We start from the raw sequence: 21552 nt of genomic DNA, 5'->3' as shown, positions 1-21552 counted from the left end.
CTCCCGCGGCTACCCCTCTCCCCCGCCCTCCCCCACAAGGGGGGAGGGAGCGCAGTTTGCCCTGGGCACGAGCCGGGCTCTTACGGCCGTCTCGCCGAGGAAAGAGTCACCCCATGACCGCCCTGTCCGCCCTGATTCGCCGGGACATCAGGATCGCGCTCCGTGTTGGCGGCGGGGCATTGATTGGCGTGCTGTTCTTTCTGACCGTGGTGGTGCTGATGCCGTTTGCGGTGGGGCCGGATCTGGCGCTGCTGTCGCGGCTCGGGCCGGCGATCCTGTGGCTGGGGGCGTTGCTGGCGAGCCTGCTCACCCTGGACCGGCTGTTCATGGCCGACCACGAGGACGGCTCGCTCGACCTGATCACGATGAGCCGGACTCCGCTGGAACTCGCCTGCGCGGCGAAGGCGCTGGCGCATTGGCTCGCGGCGGGCCTGCCGCTGATCGTCGCAACCCCCGTGCTCGGCCTGCTGCTCAACCTCGACATGGTCGCGACCGGCGCGGTGGCGCTGACGCTGCTCGCCGGCACCCCGGCATTGACGTTTACCGGCATGATCGGCGCGGCGCTGGCGGTGACGCTGCATCGTGGCGGCTTGCTGATGGCCGTCCTGGTGCTGCCGCTGTCCATCCCGGTGCTGATCTTCGGCGTCGCGGCCTCGCAGGCGGTGATCGTCGGACCCATGACGTTCGGCGCGCCGTTCTCGATCCTGTGCGCGCTGTCGCTGGTCAGCCTCGTGATCGGCCCCTTCGCGGCTGCGGCGAGCCTGAAGCATGGACTGGATTGAGAGGGACTGGGCTGACCTTGACCCCGATCAACTTTCGCTGCGGACTTTCGTGCTGATTGCGTGAGCGCTTACCGGTGATTATCAGGATACCATGACGCTGATCGACCTCGCCAACCCCACACGGTTCCTCGCGCTGACGGCGCGGCTGTTGCCGTGGCTTGCGGCTGCGACAATCATCCTGCTCGCGATCGGGCTCTATCAGTCCGCCACCGCGCCCGACGACTATCAGCAGGGCGCGACGGTGAAGATCATGTTCATCCACGTGCCCAATGCCTGGCTGTCGATGTTCGTGTGGGGCGTGATGAGCATCGCCTCGCTGGGCACGCTGGTGTGGCGGCATCCGCTCGCCGACGTCGCCGCCAAAGCGGCCGCCCCGATCGGCGCCAGCTTCACCTTCCTCGCGCTGCTGACGGGCTCGCTGTGGGGCCGGCCGATGTGGGGCACCTATTGGGAGTGGGACGCGCGGCTGACCTCGGTGCTGATCCTGTTCCTGATGTATCTCGGCCTGATGGCGCTGTGGCGCGCGGTCGACGATCCCTCCCGCGCGGCGCGCGCCGCCGCCGTGCTGACCCTGGTCGGCGCGATCAACCTGCCCATCATCAAATTCTCGGTCGACTGGTGGAACACGCTGCACCAGCCGGCCTCGGTGATGAGGATGGGCGGCTCGTCGCTTGACAAATCGTTCTTGATTCCGCTGCTGGTGATGGCGGTCGCGTTCACCCTGCTGTTCGTCACGCTGCATCTGGCTGCGATGCGCAACGAAATTTTGCGTCGGCGCGTGCGGTCTCTGCAGATGATGCAGGCGAGCCGTGTGGCGTTTTCGGAAGTCGGCACCGGCTCGCGCGAGGGCAGCGCGTCAAAAGAAGTCGGGGCGGCATGATCATGTCGCTCGGTCCCTACGCGCCCTTCATCGTGACGTCCTATGCCGCGGCCGCCCTCGTGGTCGTGATCCTGATCGGCTGGATCGTGCTCGATTATCGTAGCCAGACACAGCGCCTGCGCGAGCTCGAGCGCAGCGGCGTGACCCGCCGCTCCGGCCGCAGCGCGACGGATCGGCCATGAGAGATCAAGCATGAGAGATCGATCATGAGCGAGCAATCGACGTCCGCTCCGCCGCAGCGCCGCACCTTCCTGATGGTGCTGCCGCTGATCGCCTTCATCGGCCTGGCGTTGCTGTTCTGGTTCCGGCTTGGCAGCGGCGATCCCTCGCGGATCCCTTCCGCGCTGATCGGACGCCCCGCGCCGCAAACCACGCTGCCGCCGCTCGAGGGATTGCAGGCCGACAACGCGCAGATCCCCGGCCTCGATCCCGCTGCATTCAAGGGCAAGGTCAGCCTCGTCAATGTCTGGGCGTCCTGGTGCGTGCCGTGCCACGACGAGGCGCCGCTCCTGACCGAACTGGCAAAAGACAAGCGCTTCCAGCTCGTCGGCATCAACTACAAGGATGCCGCCGACAATGCGCGGCGCTTCCTCGGGCGCTACGGCAACCCGTTCGGCCACGTCGGCGTCGATGCCAACGGCCGCGCCTCGATCGAATGGGGCGTCTATGGCGTGCCCGAGACTTTCGTCGTCGGTCGCGAAGGCACCATCGTCTACAAGCTGGTCGGGCCGATCACGCCGGACAATCTGCGGACGGTGTTGTTGCCGCAGATGGAGAAGGCGTTGAAATAGCCACCGTCATTCCGGGACGATGCGACAGCATCGAACCCGGAATGACTCCAACCACTTCCTACCCCTTCCGCACATCGCCCGCCTCGGCCTCGCTCGCTTCCAGCGACGCCGGCTCGAGGTGATAACGCTTGGTCAGCGGCATCTGGGCGATGGCGAAGATCATGGTGATCGGCGTGACGCCGAACACCTTGAAGTTGACCCAGAAGTCGGTGCTCTGGGTACGCCAGACGATCTCGTTCAACACCGCCATGCCGGCGAAGAACAGCGCCCAGCGCAGCGTCAGGATGCGCCAGCCCTGCGGCGTCAGATTGAACATCTGGTCGAACATCACGGCGATGAAGGAGCGGCCGAACAACAGGCCGCCGCCGAGGATCGCGGCGAACAAAGCGTAGATGATGGTCGGCTTGAGCTTGATGAAGGTCTCGTCGTGCAGCACCAGGGTCAGCGTGCCGAACACCAGCACGATGACGCCTGTCACGATCGCCATGATCGGGATGTGGCGCGTCACAACATAGGAGGCGATCATCGCCGCGACGATCGCGACCATGAAGGCGCCGGTCGCGGCGAACAGGTTGAACTTCGCATTGACGAAGAAGAACACGAGCAACGGGCCGAGCTCGGTCGCAAGCTTGAACAGCGGATGCGGCTGGGTCTTGTCCATTCTTCAGCTTTCGATTCCGGCTATCGCGCGGGCGAAATCGCGCGCGGTGAACGGCGCGAGATCGTCCACGCCTTCGCCGACGCCGATGAAATGCACCGGCAGTTTGAATTTCTCCGCGAGCGCCACCAGAATGCCGCCGCGGGCGGTGCCGTCGAGCTTCGTCATCACGAGACCGGTGACCCCGGCGGTGCGATGGAAGGCCTCGACCTGCGATAGCGCGTTCTGGCCGACAGTGGCGTCCAGCACAAGCAGCACCGCATGCGGCGCAGTCGCGTCCACCTTGCGGATGACGCGCACGACCTTTTCGAGCTCGTTCATCAGCTCGGCCTTGTTCTGAAGCCGCCCGGCGGTGTCGATCAGGAGCACGTCGACGCCCTGCTCCTTCGCCGCCGTCAGAGCGTTGAAGGCGAGGCTAGCTGAATCCGAGCCTTGCGCACCTGATATGACGGGCGTCCTGGTGCGTTCGCCCCAGACCTTGAGCTGCTCGATCGCCGCTGCGCGAAACGTGTCGCCGGCGGCCAGCATCACCTTGCGGCCTTCGGACGCGAATTTCTGCGAGAGTTTCCCGATGGTGGTGGTCTTGCCGGAGCCGTTGACGCCGACCACGAGGATGACGAACGGCTTCTTGCCGGCGTCGATCTCGAGCGGCTTGGCCACCGCCGCCAGCACCTTCTCGACCTCGGTCGCGACGACGTCCTTGACCTCGTCCGCCGAGATCGCCTTGTCGTAGCGGCCGGTGCCGACGGCATCCGCGATCCGCACCGCGACCGAGGTGCCGAGGTCGGCGCGCAGCAGCACGTCCTCGATGTCATCGAGCATGGCGCGGTCGAGCTTCCGCTTGGTGACGAGGTCGGCGACCGCGGTCCCGAGCGAGGACGAGGTGCGCTTCAGCCCGTCGGACAGGCGGCGCCACCAGCTCAGCTTGGGGGTCTCGGGGGTGGTATCGTTCATGGTGGCGGTGTGTTAGCCGTTCCGGCTCGCAAACGAAAGTCTTGACCGAAAGTGCTGCAATTGCTCGATGTTCCCGAATTGACCGCTGACGAAATCCTGGCGCGCGTGCTCCATCGCGACGGATTGATGCTGGTCATCGACAAGCCGGCCGGCCTGCCGGTGCATCGCGGACCCAAGGGCGGGGCCAATCTGGAAACCTCCTTCGACGCGCTTCGTTTCGGCCTGCCGCGGCCGCCGGTGCTGGCCCACCGGCTGGACAAGGACACCTCGGGTTGCCTCGTGCTCGGCCGCCATCGCAAGGCTACGGCGTCGCTCGGCCTGCTGTTCAAGCATGGCAAGATCGGCAAGACCTACTGGACCATCGTCGAGGGCGGCCCCACTGAGGACGAAGGCACCATCGACATGCCCCTCGGGCGGCTGAACGCCGAACGCGGCTGGTGGCAGAAGCCCGATCCCGAGGGCCAAAAGGCCATCACCAACTGGAAGGTGATGGGCCGGGGCGGCGGCCTGACCTGGCTCGCCATGGAACCGGTGACCGGGCGGACTCATCAATTGCGGGTGCATTCGTCGGCGACCGGCTGGCCGATCTTCGGCGATAACATTTACGGCAACGGCCCGCGCTTCGGCGAGCCGAAGCTGCACCTGCATTCCCGCGAGATCGTGGTGCCGATCTCCCGGAACAAGGAGCCGGTCCGCGTGGTGGCGCCGGCCCCTCCCCACATGCACGAGCGGCTCCGCGCCTGCGGGTGGAACGGAGAATAGTGGCACTGTCGTTCACCTCTCCCGCTTGCGGGAGAGGTCGTCGCGCGAAGCGCGGCGGGCGAGGGCTCTCTCCTCTTCGGGTTTCTCGCTAGAGGAAGCACCCTCTCCCCGACCCTCCCCGCAAGCGGGGGGAGGGAGCGCAGTACCTCCGCGGCGAAAGCGAGATGCCGCTCGAAGCCACCAGCTCTCCCTATAGTTTACGAAACGTTCAGTGCTCGTCGCTAATGATAACGGTTGCTTAGAACAAGCTTCCGTCAATCTGCTCAGGACGAGCTGCGCGTCATGTCCACGGCCGAGTTATCGATCATCGACGAGGTCGAGTCCGCGCTTCGGACTGGCTCCGCGGAAAAGGGCCTGGCAACAGCCCGCCGCGTCACCGACCTGTTCCTGTCCTCCGCCGGCAGTTTCGACGACGAGCAGATCGCGCTGTTCGACGACGTGCTCGATCGCCTGATCGGCACCATCGAGCTCCGCGCCATCGCCGACATGGGCGCACGCGTTGCGCTCGCCGAGATCAGCGCGCAGCTCGCCCCGATCGCGCAGGCGCCGCCATCGGTCATTCGCCGCCTCGCCAACAATGACGAAATCCGCATCGCCGGTCCCGTGCTGCAGGAATCCGCGCGCCTCGACGACGGCGCGCTGGTGCAGATCGCATCATCCAAGGGCGAACCGCATCTGCTCGCAGTCGCCGGACGCTGGTGGCTGAAGGAGATCGTCACCGATGCGCTGCTGGCGCGACGCTATCCCAGCGTCAGCCGCCGGCTCGCCGCCAATCCCGGCGCGCGCGTGTCCGGAAACGGATTTGCCGTCATCGTCGGACAGGCCGAGGCCGACCCCGAGCTCGCTGTCAGCGTTGGCGTCCGCGTCGATCTGCCGTCGGACCTGCGTCGTCAATTGCTGCGCTCGGCGAGCGATGCCGTGCGGACCCGCCTGTTGTCGCGCGCGCCGCCGCATCTGTTCGAGGAGATCCAGACCGCGATCGCCGCCGTCACCGCCGGTGTCGAGCGCGAGATGTCGGGCGTCCGCGATTTCGAAGGTGCCAAGCGCGCCGTCGCAGGCCTCAAGGCGGCCGGCCAGCTCAGCGAAGCGACGCTGCTCGGCTTCGCCACGCAACGGCGCTACGAAGAAGCGGTGGCCGCATTGGCCGCATTGTCGGGATCGACCGTGGAAGTGATTCGCCCGCTGATGCAAAGCCTGCGCGAGGACGGCCTGCTGGTGCCGTGCAAGGCGGCGCAACTCAGCTGGGAAACAACCGCGGCCGTGCTTCAGAGCCGGTTTGCGAGCGGCGCGATGAAGCCGCCCGATATCGCAAGGGCTCAAAGCCATTACGCACGCATGACCCCGGAGAATGCGCGGCGGACGCTGCGGTTCTGGCAGGTGCGGGCGTCTTAAGGTATGCGTTTTGGGCCGCGCTGCGCCCTCCGCCGTCGTCCTGGCGAAAGCCAGGACCCATAACCACCGAATTCAGTTTGGCGAAGACTTGTAGTTGGCAATTGCGTGCAACAACCTCTCCTTGGGGTAATGGATCCTGGCTTTCGCCAGGACGACGTTGGGGATGCAGTTGTGGAATGACGGCAAATTACGTCGTCAGCCGCACGCCATCACGACCGGCGATCCGCAGCGGCACGACACTGCCGATACGCTCGCCCGCAATTGCCACCGGCAGATAATGCTCCGTCCGTCCCTGACCGTCGCTTTCGATCAGCACCTCGCGCCTGGCGCCGATCTCGGCTTGCAGCCGCTGCAGAAGCGCAGCCTCTCCGGCCGAGCGTAGCCGTTTCGCACGCTGCTTGATCGCGCCGCCCGCCACCTGCGGCATCCGCGCGGCCGGCGTGCCGGGACGCGGCGAATAGGGGAAAACGTGGAGGAAGGCCAGGCCGCATTCCTCGACCAGGTCGAGCGAGCGCGAGAACATCTCCTCGGTCTCGGTCGGAAAGCCCGCAATGATGTCGGCACCCAGCGCGATATCCGGGCGCAGGCGGCGGACCTGGTCGCAGAACGCGATGGCGTCGCCGCGCGTATGCCGCCGCTTCATGCGCTTCAAAATCAAGTCGTCACCGGACTGCAGCGACAGGTGCAGATGCGGCATCAACCGCGGATCCTCGGCGATGGCATCCAACAGGTCGCTGTCCGCCTCGATCGAATCGATCGAGGAGATGCGCAGGCGCCTCAGCTCCGGCACATGCCGCAAGATCTGCTTCGTCAGCATGCCGAGTTTCGGCGCGCCCGGCAGGTCAGTGCCGTAACTGGTGAGATCGACCCCGGTCAAGACGATCTCGGCATGGCCGCGCTCGGCCAATGCCCGGACCTGATCGACCACCCCGCCCATCGGCACCGAGCGCGAATTGCCGCGGCCGAACGGAATGATGCAGAAGGTGCAGCGATGGTCGCAGCCGTTCTGCACCTGCACGAACACGCGCGGCAGGCCCCGCGCAAATCCGTCGACGAGATGCGGCGCCATCGCCTTCACCGCCATGATGTCGCTGACGGCGATTTTTTCGCTCGCACCGAGATCGAACGCCGCCCGCGCCGCGCGCCATGCGGACGATCGCATCTTGTCGTCATTGCCGACGACGCGGTCGACCTCGGCCATCTCGGCAAACATGCCGCTTTGCGTCTGCGCCGCGCAACCGGTGACGACGATGCGCGAACCCGGCCGCTCGCGCTTCAGCTTGCGGATCGACTGCCGCGCCTGCGCCACCGCCTCGTTGGTCACGGCGCAGCTGTTGATGACGATGGTATCAGCGAGTCCCGCGCCCTCGGCCTCGCGGCGGATCACCTCGGCCTCGAAGGCGTTGAGGCGGCAGCCGAAGGTGACGATGTCGACGCTCATCACCCGACCGGCGCGAACAGCGCGGGATCGAAATTGCCTTCATATTCGAAGGTCGCCGTGCCCGTCATCAGCACGTGATCGTCGCGCTCGCGCCATTCGATCCCGAGCTTGCCGCCGGGCAGCGTGATCTCGACATTGCGCTCGGCGCGCTTCAGCCGAGCCGCCGCAACCGCCGTGGCACAAGCGGCCGAGCCGCAGGCCTTGGTCAAGCCGGCGCCGCGCTCCCAGGTGCGGATCGTGATGTGCTGGGAATCGACGATATGGGCGAGCGTGATGTTGGCGCGCTCGGGGAAGATCGGGTGGTTTTCCAGCAGCGGACCGAAACGCTCGAGATCGTAGGCGTTGACGTCATCGACCCAGAAAATCGCATGCGGATTGCCCATGCTGACCACCGACGGCGAATGCAGGATCGGATTGTCGATCGGGCCGATCTGCAATTCGATATAGCGGGTGTCGCGGAATTCCTGGTCGAGCGGAATGTCCTGCCAGCCGAACTTCGGCGCGCCCATGTCCACCGTATAAAGATCCGGCGCCGGACCCTGCCAGGCGTTGAGCAGGCCCGCGGCGGTCTCGAACGTTGCATTGGTCTGGCCGGTCTTCTCGAAGACGCGGCGCACCACGCAGCGCATGCCGTTGCCGCAGGCGCCGGCCTCGGAGCCGTCACAGTTGTAGATGCTGATGAAAGCTTCGGTGCCGTCGAAGCGCGGCTTCTGCAGCACCATAAGCTGGTCGTAGGGCACGCCGCCTCGGGCCGATGCCACTGCGCGGGCATCGTCGGGGGTGATCTTTGAGGTGGAATCGCGCATGTCGACAACGACGATCTCGTTGCCGATGCCGTTCATCTTGGCAAATGCGTGGTTGGCCAGCGCGCTCATGAAAATTCCCGAATTTCGCCTGCCTTATATGGCGATCCTTGGCGGCTTGGCCAGCGATTTGCCGCCGAGAGCCAGGACCTCTGCCATGACGCATCTGTCATGGGACGAATTCGGCGCTCGCGTGTTAGAACGGCGAAATTCGCGCGATCCGGGACATGCGGCCGGGTTGAGGCCTCGGGGACGCAAGGCCTTGGCGGATAAGCTATTGGGGAGAATAAAATGTTCAGGTTTCGTCGTCTCGCTTTAGCCGCGCTGATCCCGGCAGCGGCCTTGTCGTTTGGTCTGTCCGCCACGCTGGCCCAAACGCCTAGCCCGGCGCCGGCCGCATCGGCGAGCCCCTCGCCGGCCCCGTCAGCTTCGCCCGCCCCGGCCGCGAGCGCTGCACCCGTGGCCACGCCCTCGCCGGCGGGCAGCGCCTCGCCAAGCCCTGCAACGTCCCCTGCCCCCTCGCCCGCCGCCAGTGCCTCACCCAGCCCGGCCACTCCGCCCCCGGCTGCCGCCGCGACGCCGGCTCCCGTGCAGACGGCCGATCCCTTCGGCCAGGAGACCACGCTCGAGTCCAGGAAGGTCGTGATGGTCAAGGGCACTGCCAATTGGGACTCGGCCTTCGACACGCTGATCGACGCCTTCAAGGCGCTGAACACGCTGCTGGACAAGCAGGGTATCAAGCACGCCGGCAATTCGATGATCGTCTACACCTCGACCGACGACACCGGCTTCACCTTCCTTGCCGAGATCCCGGTCGAGCAGGATCCGAAGAACCTGCCCAAGGACATGAGCATCGGTAAATCGCCGGAGGGCAAGGCGCTGAAATTCGTCCACCGCGGCTCCTACGACAACATGGACAACACCTACGAGGCGATCACCAATCATCTCGACGACAAGAAGCTGGAAGCCAAGGACACCTTCATCGAGGAATACCTCACCGATCCCCTGAAGACGGCCGAGGACAAGCTCGTGATCAATGTTTTCGTGCCGCTGAAGTGAGACCGATGAAAAAGCCTGCCATCCTTTTGACCTCCCTCGTTACGTCTGCCGCCGCACTGCTGGCAGCGCCCGCGCTCGCCGATGATTTTCCGGCAGCGATTTCGGTGAGCGGCGAAGCTACGATCTCCGCCGCGCCTGATCTCGCGCAGATCGACGCCGGCGTCGCCAACGACGCCAAATCGGCCAAGGAAGCGTCCGACGCCAACAACGCCGCGATGGGCAAGGTGCTGCTGGCGCTGAAGGGCGCAGGCATTGACGAGAAGGATTACCAGACCTCGCGGCTGTCGCTGCAGCCGCAATACGGTCAGAACAAATCCACCGGCGCCTCGCCCGTGGTCGGCTTCCGCGCCTCCAACCGCGTCACCGTGAAGATCCGCGACGTGACCAAGGTCGCCGCCATCATCGACACGCTGGTCGGCGCCGGCGCCAACGATATCGGCAACATCTCCTTCGAGGTGACGCAGGCCTCGAAATTGCTCGACGATGCCCGCGAGAAGGCTCTCGCAGACGCTCGCCGCAAAGCGGAGATCTACGCCAGAGCCACCGGCGTCACGCTCGGCGCGCCGCTCAGCGTGTCCGAAGGCGGCGCCCCGATGCCGCTGTTCAAGGGACGCATGGCCGCAGCTCCGATGGCCGCACCGCAGGCCGCGGTCGCGCCGGGCGAGGAAACGCTGGCGGTGACGGTGAATGTGAGCTGGGCGATCAAGACGGGGCCGTAGGCCCTAAGAGGCACACTGCCGGCCACAACAACGGTGTCGTCCCGGCGCAGGCCGAGACCCATAACCACAGGGAGTGGTTGTGACGCGACACAGGTAACTCCGAATCTTCGCCAAACTTCTCCCTGTGGCTATGGGTCCCGGATCTGCGCTCCGCTTGTCCGGGACGACAGCGGAGATAAATCGCACGAGGGAGTCAGATCTCCACCACCTGCCCGGGCTTCATCGCCACAAATCTTTCCTGCGGAACCTTCGCGGCGTCGAGTGCCTCGACCAGCGCCTTCGCCGGCGCATCGATTGCTTCATCGGTCAGCTGGAACGTGCCGTGGTGATGCCCGAGTGCGGCTTGCGCGCCGCAATCCGCGAGCGCCTTCACCGCGTCTTCCGGGTTCATGTGCTGATCGCGCATGAACCAGCGCGGCTCGTAGGCGCCGATCGGGAGGATCGCCAGGCGTAACGGGCCGTGCTTCTCGGCGACGCGGCGGAAATGCCCGCCATCGCCATAGCCGGAATCGCAGACGACGTAGATTTTCCCCGCCGGCGTCTCCAGCACGAAACTCGCCCACAGCGCCTTGTTGCGATCGAACATCCCGCGCGCCGACCAGTGCCGGGTCGGCACCAGCGTCATGGCGATGCCGCCACCGAGTTCGACGCGATCATGCCAGTCGAACGCGTCCACCTTGATCGTCGCATCGGTGCTGCGCATCGTGACGTCATTGCCGAGCGGGGTCACCACACGCGGGGCAAAATTCTTGGCGAGCCGCGACAACGTCGCCATGTCGAGATGATCGTAATGGCCGTGCGAGACCAGCACGACATCGATCTTCGGCAAATGATCGAAGGCGATGCCGGGATCGTTGTGCCGCTTCGGCCCGGCGAAGCTGACGGGCGAGACCCGCGTCGACCAGACGGGATCGACGAGGATGTTGAGGCCGCCGGTCTGGATCAGCCAGCTGGCGTGGCCGACGAAAGAGAGCCGCACCTTGTCGCCGTCGACGCGGTCCGGCGGGGTGTCGGCATGGGGGCTCGGCGCCCAATCCGGCCAGGTCGCGCGCTGCCGCTTGCCGCCGAACTGCCAGCGCAGGACCTCACGAAGCGATCGTGGCGGCGCGCCGTCCGGATCGAAGAAGGTCAGTCCGTCGAAATGGTCGGAGACCGGGCCGTCGTAGGTCTTCATGCGAGACATCCAAAGGGAGGGCACGCCGACCAATGCGCCAGCCCCGGCGAGCAGTCCGAAAAGGCGGCGGCGGGTGATCGGCACGGGTCTGGCTTCAGGGATGGTCGGAGGGGCAAGACATCACCGCTATATGGGCGGGGTCTGCGGAAAAGGAACCCGCCGCAAGAAAGTTCATCTTTTCAAGGCTTTGCCTTCCAAAGCCGCCCCGGCCACCCTAACTTTCCTTGACTTTCGGGCGGCCGCGGCGTTTAACCCGGCCACTTTCTCGGAAAGGCTTTCTTTTCGACCCGCCGACTGGTCCCAGAGGCCAGAGGCCAACGCCCGACAGCGCTGTGCGCCCTCGGGCGTGAAGGTGTTTGGATTTTCTGCTCCCTTCTCCGCGCTTGCGGGGGAGGTGGAAAAGGGACAACGGCATTGTTCGACAATCTGTCGGAACGGCTTGGCGGCATTCTCGATCGTCTGACGGGGCGCGGTGCGCTGACCGAAAAGGACGTCGACGCCGCCATGCGCGAGGTGCGCCGTGCGCTGCTGGAAGCCGACGTCGCCCTCGAAGTGGTGCGCAGCTTCACCGAACGCGTCCGCGAGCAGGCGATCGGCGCCACCGTTGTCAAATCGGTGACACCCGGCCAGATGGTGGTCAAGATCGTCCATGACGAACTGATCAACACGCTCGGCGCCGAAAGCCAGACCATCGACATCAATTCCGTGCCGCCGGTGCCGATCATGATGGTCGGCCTGCAAGGCTCCGGCAAGACCACCACCACCGCAAAGCTCGCCCGTCGCATGGTCCAGCGCGACAAGCGCAAGGTGCTGATGGCCTCGCTCGACATCTATCGTCCCGCGGCGATGGAGCAGCTGGCCGTACTGGGCCGCGACCTCGACATTCCGACGCTGCCGATCGTTGCCGGCCAGCAGCCGGCGCAGATCGCGAAGCGCGCGCTCGAGGCCGGCAAGCTCGGCGGCTACGACGTCGTGCTGCTCGATACCGCCGGCCGCACCACGCTCGACGAAGAGATGATGGCGGAAGCGGCAGCCATCAAAGCCGCTGCCAATCCGCATGAAGTGCTGCTGGTGGCAGACAGCCTCACCGGCCAGGACGCCGTCAATCTCGCCCGCGCCTTCGACGAGCGCGTCGGCCTCACCGGCATCGTGCTGACACGAGTCGACGGCGACGGCCGCGGCGGCGCCGCGCTGTCGATGCGCGCGGTCACCGGCAAGCCGATCAAGCTGCTCGGCACCGGTGAAAAGACCGACGCGCTGGAGGATTTCCATCCTGATCGTATCGCCGGCCGCATCCTCGGCATGGGCGACGTCGTCTCGCTGGTCGAACGCGCTGCCGCCAACATCGATGCCGAAAAGGCCGCGCGCACCGCAGAGCGGATGCGCAAGGGTCAGTTCGACCTCAACGACATGCGCGAGCAGCTGTCGCAGATGGCCAATATGGGCGGTATCAGCGGCCTGATGGGCATGATGCCCGGCATCGCCAAGATGAAGAACCAGATCGCGGCCGCCGGCATCGACGACAAGATCTTGAAGCGCCAGGTCGCGGTGATCGATTCCATGACGCGCGACGAGCGCCGTCATCCCGATCTGCTCAAGGCCAGCCGCAAGAAGCGCATCGCCGCAGGTTCCGGCCAGAGCGTCGAGCAGGTCAACAAGCTGCTGAAGATGCACCGGAACATGGCCGACATGATGAAGGCCATGGGCTCCGGCAAGCGCGGTCCGCTCGCCGGCATCGCGCAGGCGATGGGCTTTGGCGGCGGCATGAAGCCGCCTTCGCCGGAAGAGATGAAGGCGCTGCAGGAAAAGATGCAGGGTGGCGGCGGACAAGGTCTGCCCAGCCTGCCGAAGGATTTACCTGCCGGGCTGCGCCAGGGTCTGCCGAACGTTCCGGGCCTGACCGGGCTGAGCGGCAAGCCGATGCTGCCGGGCCTCGGCGGTTTCCCGGGCAAGAAGAAATGAGGAATTCGTCGCGGGAGATCGCAACGGTCTCGCGCAACGCGGAATACCAATCAACCGAACAAAACGTACTTTGAAGGAGAACTTAGATGTCCGTCGTTATCCGTCTCGCTCGTGCAGGCACCAAGAAGCGTCCCGTCTATCACGTCGTCGTCGCCGATTCGCGTTTTCCCCGCGATGGCCGCTTCATCGAGCGTCTCGGCTATTTCAACCCGCTGCTGCCGAAGGACAACGAGACCCGTCTGAAGCTCGACATGGACAAGGTGAAGGCCTGGCTCGCCAAGGGCGCGCAGCCGTCGGACCGTGTGTCGCGCTTCCTCGACGCCGCCGGCGTCAAGAAGCGCGAAGTGCGCAACAATCCGGAGAAGGCCGTGCCGCGCAAGGAGCGCAAGGCGCAGGCCGAAGCCGCCGCGAAGGGTTAAGGTCAGATCATGCCGGCGCTGGTCTGCGTCGCGCGGATCGGCGCCGCGCATGGGGTGCGCGGCGCGGTCAAACTGTGGACCTTCACGGAAGATCCATTTGCCGTGCGGAGCTACGGCCTGCTCTCGTCCAAGGACGGCAAGCGCCAGTTCGAGGTCGCAACGGCACGCGCGGCCAAGGATCATCTGGTTGCGACGTTCAAGGGCGTCACGACCCGCGATGAGGCCGAGCGCCTCAACGGCATCGAGCTCTACGTCGCGCGCGAAAAGCTGCCCGCGACCGACGAGGGCGAATATTACCACACCGATCTGATCGGGCTCGCCGCCGTGACCACGGCGGGCGATGCGCTCGGCCGCGTGCTCGCGATCCACAATTTCGGCGCCGGCGACATCATCGAGATCGCACCGCCCACAGGCACCACGATGCTGCTGCCGTTCACGGACGCGGTGGTGCCGGAGGTCGACATCGCCGGCGGCCGCGTCGTGATCGCGCTGCCGCAGGAGATCGAGGCAGAGGACACGGAGGAGGATTCCTCCCCGAGTCGTCCCGGCCTAGTGCGCAACTTGCGCACGGGGGGCCGGGACCCATAACCACAGGCCAGAATTTTTGGCTAAGCTGATCGCTCCAGCCGTCGCAAAACGAAGTGCGGTGGTTATGGGTCCCGGATCTGCGCTCCGCTTGTCCGGGACGACAATAACTGAGATCCGATGACCACCTCCTCACCCTGGCGCGCGACGGTGCTGACGCTGTTTCCGGAGATGTTTCCGGGGCCGCTCGGCGTGAGCCTGGCTGGCCGGGCGCTCGCTGGCGGGCTCTGGGAACTGGAGGCGCGGGACATCCGGGCCTCGGCCACCGACCGCCATCGCAGTGTCGATGACACCCCGGCCGGCGGTGGACCGGGCATGGTGCTTCGGGCCGATGTTCTGGCGGCCGCCATCGATGCCGCCGCGATCGGCCCGGACCGGCCGAAACTGCTGATGAGCCCGAGGGGTCGGCCATTGACCCAGGCCCGTGTCCTGGAACTGGCCAAGGGCCCGGGTCCCCTGATCGTCTGCGGGCGGTTCGAGGGGGTGGACCAGCGCGTGATCGACGGGCGAGGCCTGGAGGAGGTCTCGATCGGCGATTACGTGCTCTCCGGCGGTGAAATCGCAGCCCTGGCCCTGATTGACGCCTGCGTCCGGCTGCTACCGGGCGTGATGGGCAAGGAAGCCTCGGGAACCGAGGAAAGCTTTTCGGACGGATTGCTCGAATACCCCCAGTACACCCGCCCGCAGCTGTTCGAGGGGGCACCGATCCCTGATGTCCTGACCTCCGGTGACCATGCCAAGGTCGCCAGCTGGCGGCGGGCGGAATCCGAGGCCCTGACGGCGGCCCGGCGACCGGATTTGTGGGCCCAGATCCCGAGCAAAGTCCCGAATCGGGCCGGACGCCAAAAAACGCCAAAAAACAAGACAGACGGGTGACAAACGCTCCGGCTTGCCTTATAGCAGCGGCCACATCCGCAATGGCTGGATAAACGAATTTCGCGCAGCCCCCGTTTTCCAAGGCTGGGCGCGCCGATGGAGATTTACCCATGAACCTGATCCAACAGCTCGAAAAAGAGCAATTCGACAAGCTCTCCGCCAGCAAGGAGATCCCGGAGTTCGGCCCCGGCGATACCGTGATTGTCAACGTGAAGGTCGTCGAAGGCGACCGCACCCGCGTGCAGGCCTATGAAGGCGTTTGCATCGGCCGTTCCGGCGGTGGTCTCAACGAGAGCTTCACGGTGCGCAAAATTTCGTACGGCGAAGGCGTGGAGCGCGTGTTCCCGGTGATGTCGCCGATGATCGACTCGATCAAGGTGGTGCGTCGCGGCAAGGTGCGTCGCGCCAAGCTTTATTATCTCCGCAACCTTCGCGGCAAGTCGGCCCGCATCGTCGAGAAGAAGCAGGACCGCCCGGCTGCCGTCAACGAGTAAGCTCCGCTTACAAGCGAGTTTCCAAAAGCGCGGGGCCAAAGCCCGCGCTTTTTTGTTGCGTCAGCCGTGCGCGTCAAAGCCCTCGCGATTCCGGTTCGGCCTGCTATATATTCTTGGAATGTTTCCAGATTTGACCAGCCTCTCGCCCGTCAAGCGCGTCGTCATCGACGATCGTTCGCGGCTGCCCGGCCGGTTCTTCGGACGCTTCGCGACCTCGGCAACGTCAGAGCTTACGCGCGCAGCATAAAAGCTGCGCTGACGATTTTGTTGCCCCGCGCGCCAGCCGCGCAACCCGCTCGACACAACATTCCTGGAGCTGACGCTCATGTCCAAGCCGACCACATTGTACGACAAGATCTGGAACGACCATCTGGTGCACGAAGCCGAGGACGGCACCTGCCTGCTCTATATCGATCGCCATCTCGTGCACGAGGTCACTTCACCGCAGGCGTTCGAAGGCCTGCGCGCCACCGGGCGCAAGGTCCACGCACCCGAGAAGACGCTGGCCGTCGTCGATCACAACGTGCCGACCACCGACCGCACCAAGCCGAACCCGGACCCTGAAAGTATCGAGCAGATCAAGGCGCTGGCCGACAACGCCAGGGAATTCGGCATCGAATATTATGACGAGTTCGACAAGCGTCAGGGCGTCGTCCACGTCATCGGCCCCGAGCAGGGGTTCACGCTGCCCGGCACCACCATCGTCTGCGGTGACAGCCACACCTCGACGCATGGTGCGTTCGGCGCGCTCGCGCACGGCATCGGCACGTCGGAAGTCGAGCATGTGCTGGCGACGCAGACGCTGATCCAGAAGAAGGCGAAGAACATGCGCGTCACCGTCGACGGCAAATTGCCTGACGGCGTGACGGGCAAGGACATCATCCTCGCGATCATCGGCGAGATCGGCACCGCGGGCGGCACCGGCTACGTGCTCGAATACGCCGGCGACGCGATCCGCGCGCTCAGCATGGAAGGCCGCATGACGGTCTGCAACATGTCGATCGAAGGCGGCGCGCGCGCCGGCCTGGTCGCGCCGGACCAGAAGGCGTTCGACTTTCTGCGCGGCCGTCCGAAGGCACCGAAGGGCGCGGATTGGGACGCGGCGATGCGCTACTGGGAGAAGTTGCGCTCGGACGAGGGCGCGCATTTCGACCACGAGCTGCGGCTCGATGCAGCGAAGCTGCCGCCGATCGTGACCTGGGGCACGAGCCCTGAAGACGTGATCTCGGTCACCGGCAGCGTGCCGGATCCCGACAAGATCGCGGACGAGGCCAAGCGCCTGTCGAAGCACCGCGCGCTGAAATATATGGGCCTGACCGCGGGGACGAAGATCACCGACATCAAGCTCGACCGCATCTTCATCGGCTCCTGCACCAACGGCCGGATCGAGGATCTGCGCGCCGCCGCCAAGATCGCGGAAGGCAAGCAGGTCGCAGGCGGCGTCAACGCCATGGTCGTGCCGGGGTCCGGCCTCGTGAAGGAACAGGCCGAGGCTGAAGGCCTGGACAAGATCTTCATCAAGGCCGGTTTCGAATGGCGCGAGCCCGGTTGCTCGATGTGCCTCGCGATGAACCCCGACAAGCTGGCTCCGGAAGAGCGCTGCGCCTCGACGTCGAACCGCAACTTCGAGGGCCGCCAGGGCTTCAAGGGCCGCACCCATCTGGTGTCGCCGGCGATGGCGGCGGCCGCGGCGATCGCGGGTCACTTCGTCGACATCAGGGAGTGGCGGTAAGCCGCTCGCTTTAATTTGAGCGATTGCGGCAAACCGCCGTTAATCCGCAGCGCCGACACTGCGTCCTCGCGAGGGTTTCGCGAGGACACGAGCTCATGGCCAGCAAGCCTGAATATGTCGATCTGATCAGCGCGGCGACGCCCCAGCATCGGCGGCGCGCGGCACCGCTGCGCATGGTCGCCAAGCCCGAAGCCGAGGAGACCTCGAAGCTCAGCCGCTGGCCGCCGGCGATGTTCAAGCAGTGGAAGATCGAGAACCTGACGCGATGGACGTCGGCGACGTGGAAACTGAAGGATTGGGTTTAACCGACGTTCTCCGTCATGGCCGGGCTCGTCCCGGCCATCCACGTTCTTAGACTTGCACAGAAAGATCGTGGATGCCCGGGACAAGCCCGGGCATGACGACACAACTCACATTACCAATAGCGGTACGGATGGTGCCAGCGATGCCAGCGGCAGACGCGGCGCGGGCCGTAATAGGTCCAGATGACCCGGCAGCGGCGCGGATGGTGATAATAGGGATAGTAGCCGCCGTAATAGCGCCGGTGGAAATGACGATAGCCGTAGTGCGGGCGATAGACGCCGTAGCGATGGAATCCGCCTCCACCATAGTGGCGAATTCCGCCGTAGCGATAGCCGCCGCCATGAAAGGCCGGCGCGGCGCGGAAGCCACCCGCGTGGAAACCACCGCCGCGGAAGCCACCGATATGTCCTCCGCCACCGTGGAAGCCGCCTCCACCGTGGAAACCGCCGCCGCCATGGAAGCCGCCGCCACCATGCCCACCGCCGCCACCGCCGCCGTGGCGAACCTGGATCATGTCGTCACTTGCGGCCTTCGCCGCAGGCAACGCGGTCGGATTGATTGGAGTCATCGCTTCAGCACGACGCGTCGTTCCGGCCGACAGCATCAGCGTCGCGGCGGCCGCAATCCCGAGCAAGCGCATCGGGCTTGCCCTGAGACCCAATATTCTCAGCATGGACTTCTCCCTGAATCTGGACAGCGGAGTTGCGACGCTCACTCCCGGCTCGCGTCATCCCTGTTCATTGGCGGTCGCTCCCAAGATTAAATTAGGGACAGCGACGTGAATGCCTCATGAATGAACGACGTGCGCCGCACCGCGACGTCACCACCACGGCCCGAAGCCGAGCACGAACGGTGCCGGCACGCCGTAGGGATAAGGGCGGTAGAAGACCGGCCGCGCGTAGTAATGCGGATCGGGACGCGGGGCGTATCGCACGACGTCGGACCGCACATGTCGGCGCCCGTCGAACACCGCGCGCCCGGCCGACGCATCAGGCAGCTTCGTCACCCTGTGCGCAGCGGACGCGTGAGGCAGGCCTGCGGCAAGCCCGACGGCAACCGCCAATGCGAACCATCTCGTCATGACGACCTCCGCCTCAGGCGCGCGACGGCATCGCGCTCGTATCAGCCCCGGCGCCAGTAGCAGCTCATATGCGGCACGATCACCGTGCCGCTGGGGCGATATTCCTGCACATAGGTGGCGTTGCATTCGCGGACCGCATCGGGACCGGGATTGTAGCGGGGATAGACGCCATCCCGACTGTAATAGGGCGTGACGCGCAGGCGCGCCGGGGGCCGCTTGCGCGGCGGCGGCAGATCGTCTCGCGAGGCCGCCTGGGCCAGCCTGATCCCGGGAGCCGCGGTCTGGGCCTCCGCGCCAACGCAAAACTGCGAAAACAACCCCATGCACAGTAGCGTCAGCGCTGTTTTCGCTCGCATTTTTCCGCCCATTTAAACGTCCACTTCGAGGCCTACGCTCCCCGTTTTGATGGCGCCCGTCAACCTCGCCGCGCTTATAAAGCCGGATGCATCGCGGCGAAACCCACGCTATGAGAGGCCCATGTGGACGGAATTGAAAGCGCCTTCGCTGGCCGAAATGGAAGCGATGGCGCACGAAGTGTTCGAACGCCTGCCGGCGGAGTTTCGTAGGCTGTGCGAGGGCGTGATCATCCGCGTCGACGACTTCCCGACCGAGGAAGTCCTGGACGAAATGGCATGCGAGAGCGAGTTCGACCTGCTCGGCCTGTTCCAGGGCGTCGGCCTGCCGCAGCAGAGTTTTGGCGACGTGGCGCGGCTGCCCAACATGGTCTGGCTCTACCGCCGGCCGATCCTGGATTATTGGGCCGAGCACGACGAAAGCCTCGGCCATATCATCCGCCACGTCCTGATCCACGAGATCGGCCATCATTTCGGCCTGTCGGACGACGATATGGCGGCGATCGAAGCTCAAGAGCCCGGTTAGGCAGACGAGATCTGTCGAATTCGGCCTAGGATTTCCGCCCCGATCGCGATAAATACCGGTTCCCTAGACCACCCGGGAAAGCGCAACCATGGACAAGTTCACCACGCTGGAAGGCGTCGCGGCGCCGCTGAAGATCATCAATGTCGACACCGACATGATCATTCCGAAGCAGTACCTCAAGACCATCAAGCGCACCGGCCTTGGCAAGGGGCTCTTCTCCGAGCAGCGCTACAAGGACGACGGCAGCGAGAATCCTGATTTCGTCCTCAACCAGCCCGCCTATCGCAATGCGAAGGTGCTGGTCGCCGGCGACAATTTCGGCTGCGGCTCGAGCCGCGAGCATGCGCCCTGGGCGCTGCTCGACTTCGGCATCCGCTGCGTGATCTCGACCTCGTTCGGCGATATCTTCTACAACAACTGCTTCAAGAACGGCATTCTGCCGATCCGCGTTGCCCAGGAAGACCTCGACAAGCTGTTCGACGACGCCGAGCGCGGCGCCAACGCGACGCTGACGATCGACCTGCCGAACCAGGAGATCCGCGGCCCCGACGGCGGCAAGGTCAAGTTCGAGATCGACCCGTTCCGCAAGCACTGCCTGATCAACGGCCTCGACGACATCGGCCTGACGATGGAGAAGAAGGCCTCGATCGACACCTATGAGGACAAGCTCAAGCGCGAACGCGCCTGGGCCTGAAATTGATCTGAGTTTCGAGCCCCGGTGCTGACAGCGCCGGGGCTTTTTCTTTGCCAGTGTTGTCCTCTATAGCTTGCGCCCATGTTGCCTGACATCGTCACCTTTTGGCATGGCCCGATGGACGCCCTGCGCCAGACCTGTCTGCGCTCGCAGCTGGCTGCCGGCCACAAGGTCACGGTCTACAGTTTTGACACCATTCCCGGCCTGCCCGCGGGCATCGGCAACGCGGATGCCGAGGCGATCCTGCCGCATGCGTTCTCGGAACGATTGCGGCCGCCGCAGCCGGACGGCAGCTGGCGCGACTGGACCACGCTTCAGTTCAGCGACTTCTTCCGCATGAAGCTGATGGCGAAGGGCCTCGGCCTCTGGCTCGACGCAGACGTGCTGCTGCTCAGGCCGGTCGAGATCGATCCGGCAAAGCCCTATTTCGCGTGGGAGCGGCCACGCCAGCTCGGCAACTCCGTGATTTACCTTCCGCCCCAGCACGGCATCGTTGCCGCCTTCGAAGAGCTGATGGAGCAGGAGGAGCTGACGCCGAACTGGCTGTCGCTGCGCCATCGCGTCACGTTTGCGATGCGCCGCCTGCGCGGCGGCTCGAACCGCCTCTCCGACATCCGCGTCGCGATCTTCGGGCCGGCGGCACTCACCGCGCTCGCGCGTCGCACCGGCGAGCTGCAAAACGCACTGCCGAAGCAATCGTTCTACGCCGTGCATGCCGAGCCAAAACTGTTCTTCGATCCCTCGAGCTATCTTGGCCTCGTCACCGACCGCGAGATCATCGGCCTGCACATCTCGCCCAAGGGAAGGGGTAGTGAGAAACCGATCCCGGGCAGCCTGTATGCGTGGGCGGCGGAGCGGTTCGGCTAGCTGCCGCGCAAGAGGTGCGCTCCCTCTCCCGCTTGCGGGAGAGGGCTGGGGAGAGGGTGTCTCCACAACGGGATAATCCCCTAGAGGAGAGAACCCTCACCCGGCGCGCGGGTCGATGCTTCGCCTCGCCCGGGCGCGCCGCCCCCACCCCCCACCGGGGGGGGGGCCGGCCGCACCCCCCGCGGGGGGCACATCGGCCAATAGCCCGCGCTGGCCCCGGGGTCTTTTTGTTGTGCCGCGCGCTT

Annotated in this window: 26 protein-coding genes; 18 read left to right on the top strand and 8 right to left on the bottom strand. The window is 65.3% G+C overall.

What is annotated here, in order from left to right; all coding sequences use genetic code 11:
• Positions 1-113 precede the first annotated feature (113 nt).
• From ccmB to AC0L3C_RS24895, 4 genes are all read left to right on the top strand, one after another.
• The gene (gene ccmB, locus AC0L3C_RS24910; protein ID WP_007598845.1) at positions 114-782 is read left to right on the top strand and encodes a heme exporter protein CcmB; all 669 of its coding nucleotides are present in this window, start codon (positions 114-116) and stop codon (positions 780-782) included.
• A gap of 91 nt (positions 783-873) precedes the next feature.
• Positions 874-1662, top strand: coding sequence for a heme ABC transporter permease (locus tag AC0L3C_RS24905; protein ID WP_473264755.1), 789 nt, complete (start codon positions 874-876; stop codon positions 1660-1662).
• Complete coding sequence (gene ccmD, locus AC0L3C_RS24900) at positions 1659-1844, top strand: heme exporter protein CcmD (RefSeq protein ID WP_007598841.1); 186 nt, start codon at positions 1659-1661, stop codon at positions 1842-1844. Before AC0L3C_RS24905 ends, ccmD begins: the two co-directional genes overlap by 4 nt.
• Positions 1845-1868: 24 nt before the next feature.
• Positions 1869-2453, top strand: coding sequence for a DsbE family thiol:disulfide interchange protein (locus AC0L3C_RS24895; protein WP_473264754.1), 585 nt, complete (start codon positions 1869-1871; stop codon positions 2451-2453).
• 58 nt (positions 2454-2511) lie between these two features.
• Here the strand turns inward: AC0L3C_RS24895 and AC0L3C_RS24890 are convergent, their stop codons facing one another.
• Positions 2512-3114 (bottom strand): septation protein A, encoded by a 603-nt coding sequence (locus AC0L3C_RS24890; protein ID WP_007598838.1) that lies wholly within the window; start codon positions 3112-3114, stop codon positions 2512-2514.
• Between the two features lie 3 nt (positions 3115-3117).
• A complete protein-coding gene (ftsY, locus tag AC0L3C_RS24885) occupies positions 3118-4065 on the bottom strand; it encodes a signal recognition particle-docking protein FtsY (RefSeq protein WP_473264753.1) in 948 nt (315 codons plus the stop codon).
• A 60-nt stretch (positions 4066-4125) separates the two neighbouring features.
• Here ftsY and AC0L3C_RS24880 point away from each other — a divergent pair, with 60 nt between their 5' ends.
• Together AC0L3C_RS24880 and AC0L3C_RS24875 are read left to right on the top strand one after the other, a co-directional pair.
• A complete protein-coding gene (locus AC0L3C_RS24880; RefSeq protein WP_473409195.1) occupies positions 4126-4827 on the top strand; it encodes an RluA family pseudouridine synthase in 702 nt (233 codons plus the stop codon).
• A 282-nt stretch (positions 4828-5109) separates the two neighbouring features.
• Positions 5110-6219 (top strand): DUF2336 domain-containing protein, encoded by a 1110-nt coding sequence (locus tag AC0L3C_RS24875; protein WP_473409194.1) that lies wholly within the window; start codon positions 5110-5112, stop codon positions 6217-6219.
• Positions 6220-6406: 187 nt separating this feature from the next.
• Here the strand turns inward: AC0L3C_RS24875 and mtaB are convergent, their stop codons facing one another.
• Both mtaB and dapF read right to left on the bottom strand, forming a co-directional pair.
• On the bottom strand, positions 6407-7660 hold the full coding sequence (gene mtaB, locus AC0L3C_RS24870) for a tRNA (N(6)-L-threonylcarbamoyladenosine(37)-C(2))-methylthiotransferase MtaB (protein ID WP_473409193.1): 1254 nt from the start codon (positions 7658-7660) through the stop codon (positions 6407-6409).
• On the bottom strand, positions 7660-8535 hold the full coding sequence (gene dapF / locus AC0L3C_RS24865) for a diaminopimelate epimerase (RefSeq protein WP_473409192.1): 876 nt from the start codon (positions 8533-8535) through the stop codon (positions 7660-7662). The genes mtaB and dapF overlap by 1 nt, the downstream gene beginning before the upstream one ends.
• Before the next feature lie 219 nt (positions 8536-8754).
• Here dapF and AC0L3C_RS24860 point away from each other — a divergent pair, with 219 nt between their 5' ends.
• Both AC0L3C_RS24860 and AC0L3C_RS24855 read left to right on the top strand, forming a co-directional pair.
• A complete protein-coding gene (locus AC0L3C_RS24860; protein ID WP_473264748.1) occupies positions 8755-9522 on the top strand; it encodes a GyrI-like domain-containing protein in 768 nt (255 codons plus the stop codon).
• Between the two features lie 5 nt (positions 9523-9527).
• Positions 9528-10241, top strand: coding sequence for an SIMPL domain-containing protein (locus AC0L3C_RS24855; RefSeq protein ID WP_473409191.1), 714 nt, complete (start codon positions 9528-9530; stop codon positions 10239-10241).
• A 193-nt stretch (positions 10242-10434) separates the two neighbouring features.
• Here AC0L3C_RS24855 and AC0L3C_RS24850 read toward each other — a convergent pair whose 3' ends face one another.
• Positions 10435-11499 carry an MBL fold metallo-hydrolase gene (locus AC0L3C_RS24850; RefSeq protein WP_473409190.1) on the bottom strand — a complete coding sequence of 355 codons (1065 nt, stop codon included), beginning with the start codon at positions 11497-11499 and terminating at the stop codon, positions 10435-10437.
• Positions 11500-11829: 330 nt separating this feature from the next.
• Here AC0L3C_RS24850 and ffh point away from each other — a divergent pair, with 330 nt between their 5' ends.
• From ffh to AC0L3C_RS24815, 7 genes are all read left to right on the top strand, one after another.
• Positions 11830-13377, top strand: a complete 1548-nt coding sequence (gene ffh / locus AC0L3C_RS24845; protein ID WP_027566378.1) for a signal recognition particle protein — start codon at positions 11830-11832, stop codon at positions 13375-13377.
• An 86-nt stretch (positions 13378-13463) separates the two neighbouring features.
• On the top strand, positions 13464-13796 hold the full coding sequence (rpsP, locus tag AC0L3C_RS24840) for a 30S ribosomal protein S16 (RefSeq protein ID WP_007598827.1): 333 nt from the start codon (positions 13464-13466) through the stop codon (positions 13794-13796).
• 9 nt (positions 13797-13805) lie between these two features.
• Positions 13806-14384, top strand: coding sequence for a ribosome maturation factor RimM (gene rimM, locus AC0L3C_RS24835; RefSeq protein ID WP_473409189.1), 579 nt, complete (start codon positions 13806-13808; stop codon positions 14382-14384).
• Between the two features lie 117 nt (positions 14385-14501).
• Positions 14502-15257: a tRNA (guanosine(37)-N1)-methyltransferase TrmD gene (gene trmD, locus AC0L3C_RS24830; protein ID WP_473281608.1), complete on the top strand. Its 756-nt coding sequence runs from the start codon at positions 14502-14504 to the stop codon at positions 15255-15257.
• A 110-nt stretch (positions 15258-15367) separates the two neighbouring features.
• Entirely contained in the window at positions 15368-15751 is a 384-nt protein-coding gene (gene rplS / locus AC0L3C_RS24825) for a 50S ribosomal protein L19 (RefSeq protein ID WP_275174625.1), read from the top strand.
• A 325-nt stretch (positions 15752-16076) separates the two neighbouring features.
• On the top strand, positions 16077-17483 hold the full coding sequence (gene leuC / locus AC0L3C_RS24820) for a 3-isopropylmalate dehydratase large subunit (protein WP_473264743.1): 1407 nt from the start codon (positions 16077-16079) through the stop codon (positions 17481-17483).
• Positions 17484-17578: 95 nt separating this feature from the next.
• The gene (locus AC0L3C_RS24815) at positions 17579-17788 is read left to right on the top strand and encodes a hypothetical protein (RefSeq protein WP_473281610.1); all 210 of its coding nucleotides are present in this window, start codon (positions 17579-17581) and stop codon (positions 17786-17788) included.
• 110 nt (positions 17789-17898) lie between these two features.
• Here AC0L3C_RS24815 and AC0L3C_RS24810 read toward each other — a convergent pair whose 3' ends face one another.
• From AC0L3C_RS24810 to AC0L3C_RS24800, 3 genes are all read right to left on the bottom strand, one after another.
• A complete protein-coding gene (locus AC0L3C_RS24810) occupies positions 17899-18459 on the bottom strand; it encodes a hypothetical protein (RefSeq protein ID WP_473281612.1) in 561 nt (186 codons plus the stop codon).
• Between the two features lie 147 nt (positions 18460-18606).
• On the bottom strand, positions 18607-18867 hold the full coding sequence (locus tag AC0L3C_RS24805; protein ID WP_473409188.1) for a hypothetical protein: 261 nt from the start codon (positions 18865-18867) through the stop codon (positions 18607-18609).
• Between the two features lie 41 nt (positions 18868-18908).
• Complete coding sequence (locus AC0L3C_RS24800; protein WP_473409215.1) at positions 18909-19190, bottom strand: hypothetical protein; 282 nt, start codon at positions 19188-19190, stop codon at positions 18909-18911.
• A gap of 154 nt (positions 19191-19344) precedes the next feature.
• Here AC0L3C_RS24800 and AC0L3C_RS24795 point away from each other — a divergent pair, with 154 nt between their 5' ends.
• The 3 genes from AC0L3C_RS24795 to AC0L3C_RS24785 all read left to right on the top strand — a co-directional run bounded on the left by AC0L3C_RS24795 (position 19345) and on the right by AC0L3C_RS24785 (position 21307).
• A complete protein-coding gene (locus AC0L3C_RS24795) occupies positions 19345-19746 on the top strand; it encodes a metallopeptidase family protein (RefSeq protein ID WP_473409187.1) in 402 nt (133 codons plus the stop codon).
• An 88-nt stretch (positions 19747-19834) separates the two neighbouring features.
• Complete coding sequence (gene leuD / locus AC0L3C_RS24790; protein WP_018459795.1) at positions 19835-20440, top strand: 3-isopropylmalate dehydratase small subunit; 606 nt, start codon at positions 19835-19837, stop codon at positions 20438-20440.
• Positions 20441-20521: 81 nt separating this feature from the next.
• Positions 20522-21307 (top strand): glycosyltransferase family 32 protein, encoded by a 786-nt coding sequence (locus AC0L3C_RS24785; RefSeq protein ID WP_473281616.1) that lies wholly within the window; start codon positions 20522-20524, stop codon positions 21305-21307.
• Positions 21308-21552 lie beyond the last annotated feature (245 nt).

The sequence above is a fragment of the Bradyrhizobium sp. WSM4872 genome (assembly GCF_055811715.1).
The sequence above is the reverse complement of the archived record's forward strand: the minus strand, read 5'-3'. Positions and strand labels throughout refer to the sequence as shown.